Here is a 7519-nt window from a genome sequence, read left to right as displayed (position 1 = left end):
TTTTTGTTATTCTTAGTTACTCATCTAGTCGAATAAACATCATTGCGTTAAGCAAAGAAATGAGTGCGACTGTATTAATATTATTGGAATAGATAAGTCTCTTGTTCTCAATAGGTGGAATAATAAAATTCGAAATGATGATATCGTAAGGTGATTCTTTTAAAGAATCAATTGATAGTTCTAATTTATTCCAAACTTCAAGTTCAAAATTGTTACTGCAATAGTAAGAAAGTGTCTCAGCTACTGATTTTGCATGATACTGATCAAAATTACTCATGACCAAAACCTTTAATTTAGGTTGATTTTGTAAAAGATTTAGCACCAAGTGTTTGCTATGGGTGATAAAAGTATAGGTCAAGTGATTGACTTTCATTGAATTACGATCCATATCCAAAGCCTCTAGATAGTGTTCAATCCCTTCTTTCACCTCTGAAACAAAGCGAGGGAAAATATTTTGAAAGTTTTTGATTGTATTGCCTTTTTGATCAAATAGGATAAACTCTGTCGATAATTCCTGGCGATGCAGATGTGCTGTATTATGCAGATGCCAAATCAGATTATCTCTATTGTCTACTTGGAGATTATACTCTCTTGATACCTGATCTACTAGATCGCCCAATAACTGATACGATTTTTTTACGTAGCTGTCTGTTTTTGCATAGTTCAAGAAAACTTCTTCATCTATGAAAAACATTTTTTGAAAATAGGATACAAACAGTTGACCTATCACTTCTTTATTCAAAGAGATATGATATTCAGAATCAAAGCTCGCTACAATCTCTTCAATTCCTTCTGCCTGCATGAAAGACTCTAACAATTGGTTGTTAAAAGAATTTTTCTCAACTTCCAAGAAATGACCAAACTTTATTCGGTATAAATTTGTTACGAGGAGTAACTTTAACATTCGTTGAGTGGCGAAATTGACAGGAAATGCAGTTTCTTTATAGACCAGTGCCAACAGCTTACACAAAGGTTCTACAGAAAAATCTTCAAAGGGCCATTCAAGGAAATAATATTTCTCTGAAAAATACTGGGCAAAAAAGTAACGGATATCAATTTCATTTCCAGTGATTCGAACTGGATTGAGGCTAATTTCAAAACGATATTGTTTCTTAATAATTTTATTAATATGACGGATGATACGGTAAAGAGAGGAAGAACTGATATAAAACTCTTTGCAAATACTATCAGTATCACATCCTTCATTAAAGAAGATAAATTCTAAAATTGAAAAGTGAGTTGAATGCTTAAAGAAATGGTGATAGACCATCTCAATATCACTATCGTCAGTATTTATGATACGGATACCATTTGTTGAGGAATGAAATATCAAGTCAGGAAAAGCAGACCTGACATGGGACAAGTCATCTTTTACAGAACGTTCTGTACAGTGCAATAATTCTGCTAGTTCTGAAATATGAAACCAGCGTTTGTTTTCAAATAGTAATTCTAATAATTCTAATTGTCTGTGACTTTTTTTAGACAGTAATTCTCGCATTAAATTGTTATCTTTCTTTATAATATAGTGATTTTATTATCAGGCAATTATACCATATTTTATGAATTTAACCTTGTTTAACAACTTTAAAATATATCTAAAAACGCCGATAAAAGCCTATAGAACAAGAAATTCTTATCTTTGCGTATCTAAAGTGCAGATAAACGGCAAGAAAACCAAGTTGAATTATTATGTTTCAAAGTTGGAAAATTATATAATCATATTAATCAAAAGATTTGAATTTTGATTTAGTAAATTTAGAAAGGAGAATCGATATGCTTTGGTCTATTATTGTCGGAGGTGTTATTGGTCTTATTGCTGGATCAATCACTAAAAAAGGTGGCTCTATGGGTGTTATTGCAAATATTGTTGCAGGTTTAATCGGTTCAACTGTCGGTCAATCACTTTTGGGAACTTGGGGGTCCTAGTTTGGCTGGAATGGCCTTGCTTCCTTCTATCATTGGTGCAGTTATTGTAGTAGCTGTTGTATCATTTGTTTTGGGTAAAAAGGCATAAATTATCTATTTACTTTCAAAATACAATTTAAAATTTAATGATGTGAGGATTCAATATGTCAAAATCAAGAAAAATACTTTCCCTTATTTTCTGTATTTTAATCTTGACAATTTTGATTCCTGTTTTGCTAGACTTTCATAAAGTCAGCGGTCTGGGGCTCCAGTTATTTAGCTGGAAGTTATTCACTTGGAAGCAGATTCCTTTTGTGGGCTACTATCTTTCTAGGTATGTTTTTTGGGGCACTGTGGTTTTAGCAAGCTTAATCTTACTACTGATGCTAGTGATAGTTTTTTATCCTAAGAGACGTTTAGAAATTCAGCTAGCTGATGCGGATGGGAAACTGATGCTGAAAAATTCAGCGATTGAAGGGTTTGTTCGTAGTCTGGTAACAGATCACGGTTTAATTAAAGATCCTACAGTTTCAGTAAATAGCCGTAAAAACAAATGCATGGTGTCCGTTAAAGGGGCAATCGTTCCTTCGGAAAACATTATCAAGAGAAGTCAGTTGATTCAAGAAGAAATTGCGTCTGGATTGACAGAATTCTTCGGAATCAATCATAATGTCAAGCTTAAAATCTCTGTCTCAGACTTCAAGCCAAAAGAAGTGGCTAAAAAAACTACTAGTCGTGTAAAGTAAGGAAGTAAAAAATGGAATGGTTTAAAAAATATCAATATCCAATCTTGTCTGGATTAGCAGGCATTATTCTAGCGTGTTTTATCCTATCCTTTGGCTTCTTTAAGACTCTATTTGTCTTGATTTGCGCTACTCTAGGGGCAGGAATCGGATATTATATTCAAAACAAAAATATATTTAAATAAGAATAAAGGAGTTTAACATGTCAAATAAAGATGTTAAAGATGTTGCAAAAAAAGAAGTTGCTCAAGCAGCTCACGAAGTAAAAGGTGAATTGACTTATGATGATAAGGTCATTCAAAAAATTATTGGCCTTTCTTTAGAGAAAGTTTCAGGTTTGCTGGCTGTTGACGGTGGCTTCTTCTCTAACTTAGCAGATAAATTGATTAACACTGATAATGTCACTAACGGTGTTAATGTCGAAGTTGGTAAAGAACAAGTAGCTGTTGACTTGAATGTAGTAGTTGAATATCAAAAGAATGTTCCTGCATTATACGACGAAATCAAGAAAGTTGTTGTGGAAGAAGTTTCTAAGATGACTGACTTAGAAGTTGTTGAAGTCAATGTTAATGTTGTTGATATCAAAACTAAAGAACAGCATGAAGCTGATTCAGTTAGTCTTCAAGACCGAGTAACAGATATTGCAGAATCAACAGGCGAATTCGCTTCAGAGCAATTTGAAAAAGCAAAATCTGGACTTAGCGGTGGCTTCTCAGCTGTTCAAGAAAAAGTTGGTGAAGGGGTAGATGCTGTTAAAGAAGCTACTTCTAAGGAAAAAACTCGCGTTCATTAATACTATAACTACGAAAAGAGATTTTTATTTTATTTCTTTTCTATAAATAAAATACTTAAAAACTCATAATGGAGGTAAAGATTATGTCTACAGAAGAAAAATTCAACCAAGCTAAAGGTTCTGTTAAAGAAGGACTAGGAAAATTAACTGGTGATAAAAAAACAGAAAAAGAAGGGGCTGCTGAAAAAGTAGTTTCTAAAGTTAAAGAAGTCGCTGAAGATGCCAAAGATGCTGTCGAAGGCGCAATCGAAGGCGTTAAAAATATGATTAATAAAGATGACAAATAAAGCTAAGAGTTAATTTCTCTTGCAAAACGTCTTTGTAATTAATAATAGTAAAAAAGAGAGTGGGACAGAAATCGGTAATTCGTTAGAATTCGATTTCGTCGTCCCACCTCCGCACAGTTGAGTAGGGCTGTAAAAGCTGATGGAATCAGCGTAGTAGAGCCCACTCAACCACTGCGTCATGCTCGACAATCCAAAGACAATTGAGAGGCTAGGACTTTTATCCCAGCCTCTTTTTCATTTCTCTTGCAACGAAAGGTAATTTGATTACTCATTTTTAGTCTTCGTTTCACTCTTTTCCTTATCAATCTTTTGAAGATCCTGATCATTCTTATATTGAATAATAAATTCTACTACTTCTTTTTCAGTCAATCTATCATTGGATAATTGTGAAATTTGAATTGAAATATTTTGCAAACCATAGTCATTTTGCTTACCAATAATTTTTTTTAACTCCTCGTCAGAAAGATGTTTTCCTGAAATAGTTAACTTTAGTGTATTATTCTCTTTGATAAAGTTCTTTTTTAGTACTGTCTGCTCTTTAAACTGATCAGATAAGTATTTATTTATAGATTCATTAATTAGTGTTTCTCTAACTAATGTAGCTGCTGAAACCAAACTGGGAATAATAAGAATAAGCGAAACTAGAATTAATATTTTTCTCATTTTATAAGCTTCTTGATTGTGTTTAATGTAATGACTTTTCACCATAGTTAAGCTTGTCCCTATATAAGTAGCTATCATAATATAACTACAATTGATGAAAAACAAATACAAGGCTCCTACCATAAACTTAAAGTTTCCTGTTGCTATAGAATAACCAACTGTACACACAGGTGGCATAAGAGCCGTTGCAATTGCCACTCCAGGGACAATATTATTTGCTTCTTTTTTTCGTGCTCCAATAACTCCAGCTACCCCACCCACAAAAGCTATAACTACATCCCAAATTGTTGGAGACGTTCTAGCAATAATTTCTGTACTTGCATAAGAAATAGGAGAAATTAGAAAATAAACTGTTGATGCTATAAGACTCAACGAAACTTGAATAAACAAAATTTTAAACGACTTTCTGAGCAGATTCATATCCAATATTGCTAGCGAAAAACCAATCCCAAGAATGGGTGTCATTAGCGGAGAAATTAACATTGCCCCAATGATAACTGGAGTAGAATCCATGTTTAAGCCAATAGATGCAATCAACATTGCGCATAACAAAATAGCTAAATCACTTCTTGTTAAATCTAGATCATCATAGACCTTATCTCTAAATTCTGTTAAAGAATAAAGCTTGTCATCCTGTAAAATTTTTCTCAAAACAGCATTCCTCATATTAATGTTTTCCAAAGTATAAATCCACTCTAATTAATGAATGAAATTTGCAATATTGACCAAAAATATAGAAAGTGGTTTATACTAGTATTTATTTTAACACAGAATATTACAATTAAATTCTCAGTCGATTGACAAGATCAACTGTTTAAAGTAGTACTTTATAAAGGTTTCGGTTTAGGAAACAATACAGTCCGAATGACTAAATTAGATACAATAAATAGCTATTATATAAATGTCCCTGCTAGATAAACAAATTTTTTACGTATTACCTTTTTTTCGAAAAAATTCAAAATCAAATCATTGGATAACAGGTTTTATTCTTTATTTCCCGCCAAACAAAAATAAATAACTTTGATTTTCAGGGCTCTTGTTTATCATTTATCTATTAGCTAGAAAAGAAGTTAAAGTTAACCTATAAAAATTAACTAAAGACGAAATTTTTACGTTCAAGCTATTTCCCATTATGCTCCGGCTAGAAATCTTCCATAACCTAGAACTGTTCTAGTTCTTTCTCATTAGCTAGTTGATTTCCAAGATATTTATACGCAAAGAAATCCATACGTGCATTTGGTCAAAACCACTTTCATTCCACTACCATCATAAATACCCCTGAAAAAATTCTCAGGGGTATTTTTTCAGACTTTAGCTTTCTCGTCTCCAAAAAATTGCTAATAAAATCACTGCGCCTAAGATAGAGGGTACTACAGCTGTGTCATGGAGAAGAGGCCCCCAGGTCCCAAAAAGACTTTGGCCTATCCATGCTCCAAGTAAGCCTAAGATCATCTTGCCGATGCAACCCATCCGCTCGCCTCTATTGGTAATTGCGGCAGCTATTAGACCAATGATAAAACCAACTAACATACTTCCAAGCATGACCTAATCCTCCTTTTTAAATCGTTGAACCAACCAAAGGATGGCCAAGGAAATTACTGAGCCAACAAAGGAAGCAAAAATTTTAAAGATAGGGAAAAAGACAACCAAGCCAAGCAGGGCACCGATTAAGCTGACCAATAATTTTAATTTCCATTGTTTGGGCTTTTCATACGGCGTCAATATGACTGCCACAGCTGTCGTCAGTAAACAAGCTGGCAAAGTAAAAATCAATACAAAAATTAGTCCTGTCATCTTAAATTGCCCAGTCTCCATTTCTAAAGATTGCTACACGGCTGCCGTCTTCGCGGATACCGTCAATATCCATCTGATTAGAGCCAATCATAAAGTCCACATGGACATCCGAGCGGTTGAGACCCGCTGCTTCCAGCTCTTCTTCGGAGAAATTCTCTCCGCCCACTACACTAGTCGCATAAGCAGCTCCAATAGCCAAGTGGTTAGACGCATTTTCATCAAAAAGGGTGTTAAAGAAAGTAATGCCTGACTGGGAAATCGGACTTGGATCTGGTACCAAGGCACATTCACCCAAAGCACGCGCACCAGCATTTTCAAAGACAAGATCCTTCATAACCTGGTCTCCCTTTTCAGCAGTAATGTCCACAATCTGGCCATCCTTGAAGGTCACCTTGATGCCTTCGATGATGTTGCCATTATAGCTGAGAGGTTTGGTGCTGGTCACATAACCTTCTGCCCGGCGGAAATCCGGTGCTGTAAAGACCTCTTCTGTCGGCATGTTGGCAATGAAATACTCGCCCTGAGCGTTGAGACTACCAGCTGACTCCCAGTGATGGTTCTTGGGCAAGCCCAATGTCAAGTCAGTTCCCGGCGCTGTGTAGTGGAGAGCAGAAAATTGCTCTTCATTTAGAATCTTCGCTTTTGAGCTGAGTTTTTCTTCATGAGCCTTCCAAGCTGCAACTGGATCATCCTCATAGACCCGGCAGGTTTTGAAAATCTGATCCCAGAGAAGATCTACTGCTTCCTCATCGCTAGCTGCATTTGGAAAGACCTTCTTCGCCCACTCAGTACCCGCTGCTGCAGCGACTGTCCAGCTGACTTTATTAGATTGGGTTGCGATTCGCATCGGCTTCATAGCTAGTCCCAAGGCCTTAGCAGAAGCCGAAAGCTTTTCTGCCTCAACACCATTTAAGGCACCTGGATCAGACGAGCGCACACCTAAGCGACTAGCCTTGTGTTCCAAGAGGTAGTTCATCTCTGCAATCTTGTAGTCAGGCACATTGTCCAAGCGATCCATCGGTGCATGGAGGAATTTTTCCCGGGTAGTAAAATCATCTGCCCATTGGATGATCACTTCATGTGCCCCCAAGGCATAGGCTTCCTTCACGATCAAGTGGGCCAATTCACGTTGCTCCACATCGATATTGAGCGCTACCGTGTGCCCCGGCTGCACATTGATACCATTAGCCACCAATAATTTAGCGTATTTTTCTAAGTTTTCTTTAAAATTTGGTAAAACCATTTTTTCTCCTTAATAAGCAATATTCTCTTCCTAGTATACCATAAGTACACGCCTCCTGCAGAATCCTTACAACAGAAAATGCCTTTCCTTC

The 7519-nt window shown here is 35.8% G+C and carries 9 protein-coding genes and 1 pseudogene; 5 read left to right on the top strand and 5 right to left on the bottom strand.

The window, feature by feature from the left end; genetic code table 11:
- Positions 1-16: 16 nt before the first annotated feature.
- Positions 17-1498: a M protein trans-acting positive regulator PRD domain-containing protein gene (locus tag HMPREF0847_RS06000; RefSeq protein ID WP_008809816.1), complete on the bottom strand. Its 1482-nt coding sequence runs from the start codon at positions 1496-1498 to the stop codon at positions 17-19.
- Between the two features lie 275 nt (positions 1499-1773).
- Between HMPREF0847_RS06000 and HMPREF0847_RS05995 the strand changes: the two are divergent.
- From HMPREF0847_RS05995 to HMPREF0847_RS05975, 5 genes and pseudogenes are all read left to right on the top strand, one after another.
- A pseudogene (locus tag HMPREF0847_RS05995) lies at positions 1774-2014 on the top strand (GlsB/YeaQ/YmgE family stress response membrane protein).
- A gap of 55 nt (positions 2015-2069) precedes the next feature.
- Positions 2070-2651 (top strand): alkaline shock response membrane anchor protein AmaP, encoded by a 582-nt coding sequence (gene amaP / locus HMPREF0847_RS05990; RefSeq protein WP_008809818.1) that lies wholly within the window; start codon positions 2070-2072, stop codon positions 2649-2651.
- An 11-nt stretch (positions 2652-2662) separates the two neighbouring features.
- Positions 2663-2833: a DUF2273 domain-containing protein gene (locus tag HMPREF0847_RS11085; protein ID WP_002899156.1), complete on the top strand. Its 171-nt coding sequence runs from the start codon at positions 2663-2665 to the stop codon at positions 2831-2833.
- Positions 2834-2850: 17 nt separating this feature from the next.
- Complete coding sequence (locus HMPREF0847_RS05980) at positions 2851-3441, top strand: Asp23/Gls24 family envelope stress response protein (protein ID WP_008809819.1); 591 nt, start codon at positions 2851-2853, stop codon at positions 3439-3441.
- Positions 3442-3524: 83 nt separating this feature from the next.
- Positions 3525-3728, top strand: coding sequence for a CsbD family protein (locus tag HMPREF0847_RS05975; RefSeq protein ID WP_008809820.1), 204 nt, complete (start codon positions 3525-3527; stop codon positions 3726-3728).
- Between the two features lie 264 nt (positions 3729-3992).
- Here the strand turns inward: HMPREF0847_RS05975 and HMPREF0847_RS05970 are convergent, their stop codons facing one another.
- From HMPREF0847_RS05970 to HMPREF0847_RS05955, 4 genes are all read right to left on the bottom strand, one after another.
- The gene (locus HMPREF0847_RS05970) at positions 3993-5042 is read right to left on the bottom strand and encodes a TIGR00341 family protein (protein ID WP_008809821.1); all 1050 of its coding nucleotides are present in this window, start codon (positions 5040-5042) and stop codon (positions 3993-3995) included.
- 660 nt (positions 5043-5702) lie between these two features.
- A complete protein-coding gene (locus tag HMPREF0847_RS05965) occupies positions 5703-5933 on the bottom strand; it encodes a GlsB/YeaQ/YmgE family stress response membrane protein (protein ID WP_008809822.1) in 231 nt (76 codons plus the stop codon).
- A gap of 3 nt (positions 5934-5936) precedes the next feature.
- On the bottom strand, positions 5937-6185 hold the full coding sequence (locus tag HMPREF0847_RS05960) for a hypothetical protein (RefSeq protein ID WP_020992713.1): 249 nt from the start codon (positions 6183-6185) through the stop codon (positions 5937-5939).
- 1 nt (position 6186) lies between these two features.
- Positions 6187-7428, bottom strand: a complete 1242-nt coding sequence (locus HMPREF0847_RS05955; RefSeq protein WP_008809824.1) for an aminopeptidase — start codon at positions 7426-7428, stop codon at positions 6187-6189.
- Positions 7429-7519 lie beyond the last annotated feature (91 nt).

Source organism: Streptococcus sp. 2_1_36FAA (assembly GCF_000161955.2).
Taxonomy (GTDB): Bacteria; Bacillota; Bacilli; order Lactobacillales; family Streptococcaceae; genus Streptococcus; species Streptococcus gordonii.
Note: the sequence above shows the minus strand (reverse complement) of the source record. Positions and strands in the feature narration are given on the sequence as shown.

Bases quoted from the DNA above. Each gene is read 5' to 3' on its own strand.
- HMPREF0847_RS06000 (WP_008809816.1), bottom strand. From the start codon at position 1,498: ATGCGAGAATTACTGTCTAAAAAAAGTCACAGACAATTAGAATTATTA.
- amaP (WP_008809818.1), top strand. From the start codon at position 2,070: ATGTCAAAATCAAGAAAAATACTTTCCCTTATTTTCTGTATTTTAATC.
- HMPREF0847_RS11085 (WP_002899156.1), top strand. From the start codon at position 2,663: ATGGAATGGTTTAAAAAATATCAATATCCAATCTTGTCTGGATTAGCA.
- HMPREF0847_RS05980 (WP_008809819.1), top strand. From the start codon at position 2,851: ATGTCAAATAAAGATGTTAAAGATGTTGCAAAAAAAGAAGTTGCTCAA.
- HMPREF0847_RS05975 (WP_008809820.1), top strand. From the start codon at position 3,525: ATGTCTACAGAAGAAAAATTCAACCAAGCTAAAGGTTCTGTTAAAGAA.
- HMPREF0847_RS05965 (WP_008809822.1), bottom strand. From the start codon at position 5,933: ATGCTTGGAAGTATGTTAGTTGGTTTTATCATTGGTCTAATAGCTGCC.
- HMPREF0847_RS05960 (WP_020992713.1), bottom strand. From the start codon at position 6,185: ATGACAGGACTAATTTTTGTATTGATTTTTACTTTGCCAGCTTGTTTA.
- HMPREF0847_RS05955 (WP_008809824.1), bottom strand. From the start codon at position 7,428: ATGGTTTTACCAAATTTTAAAGAAAACTTAGAAAAATACGCTAAATTA.